Source organism: Arenibacter echinorum (assembly GCF_003259375.1).
Lineage (GTDB): Bacteria > Bacteroidota > Bacteroidia > Flavobacteriales > Flavobacteriaceae > Arenibacter > Arenibacter echinorum.
This window is the reverse complement of the sequence record NZ_QLLN01000024.1, coordinates 1-1,364: the sequence shown is the minus strand read 5'-3', so window position 1 is coordinate 1,364 and position 1,364 is coordinate 1. Positions and strand designations below refer to the sequence as shown.

Sequence of the window (1,364 nt, the reverse complement as noted above, 5' to 3'; positions counted from 1 at the left end):
AGCTTCGATGCCATTGCCGATCAGGTAACGATTACAGGTGTAGGTACCACCTTGGATCCTTTCAAGGTGGAGGACCTATCCATAGTAACGGCAAAACTGGCGGATGGAGCGGTTACTACCGTAAAATTGGGCGATGATGCGGTTACCAATGCTAAATTGGCCGACGATGCGGTACAGACAGAAAACATATTGAACGGAACCATTTTAACAGAGGATATTTCCTCAGGTGGCAACGATAAGGTTTTGGTGACGGATGCCATTGGAACGGTAGTTTGGGTGGACAAGTCGAGCTTTGCAGTTTTGGCTGACCAAGTAACTATTACCGGTTTAGGCACCACCTTGGATCCTTTCAAGGTAGAGGACCTTTCCATAGTAAATTCCAAACTAGGCCCGGATGCGGTTACCAATGCTAAATTGGCCGATGATGCGGTTCAATTGGAAAACATAGCCGATGGAACAGCCTCCGGCCAGGTAATGCAATGGGACGGGACCGACTGGATTCTAATAGATTTAGGTTCTGTGACCGTAACAGAAGTGGATGGTGTAATTGGAAATGAAATCTTAAATGCGACAGATGCCACATTGGTACGTTCAGGATCAGGAACTAATGGAGATCCGTATACATTGGATGTGGCCACAGGTGGAATTACTTCCAATGAACTGGCCGATGATGCGGTTAATGCATCCAAGATCAATGCTGATGTTGCTGGAAGCGGGCTTGTACAGAATGCGACCACTGGAGCGTTGGAAGTTGACGGAACAGCGATCACTGGTGATGGCAACATTACTTCTTCGGACCTAACGGTCGGTGGCGATGCAAATGCTCTATTGGGTGATGTTACCCTTGAGATAGCGGCCGGGGCAGTAGGGACTACAGAATTGGCTGCAGATGCGGTTACCAATGCAAAATTGGCCGACGATGCGGTACAGACAGAAAATATATTGAACGGGACTATCCTTACTGAGGATATGGCTTCGGGAGGTAATGATAAAGTTATGGTTACCGATGCAGTAGGAACAGTAGCCTGGGTTGACAAGTCGAGCTTTACGGCCATTGCCGATCAGGTAACGATTACCGGTGTGGGTACTACCTTGGATCCTTTCAAGGTGGAGGATCTTTCCATAGTAACGGCAAAACTGGCCGATGGAGCGGTTACTACTGTAAAATTGAGTAATGATGCCGTGACCAACGCCAAATTGGCGGACAATGCGGTACAGACAGAAAACATATTAAGTGGAGGTAATGATAAGGTATTGGTTACCGATGCGGTGGGTACAGTAGCCTGGGTTGACAAGTCGAGTTTTGATGCTATTGCAGATCAGGTAACGATAACCGGAGTAGGTACTACTTTGGATCCTTTCAA

General features: G+C 47.4%; 1 protein-coding gene. It reads left to right on the top strand.

What is annotated here, in order from left to right:
* A partial coding sequence (locus LV92_RS21860; RefSeq protein WP_211323029.1) for a hypothetical protein occupies positions 1-1,364 on the top strand: 1,364 nt, incomplete at both ends.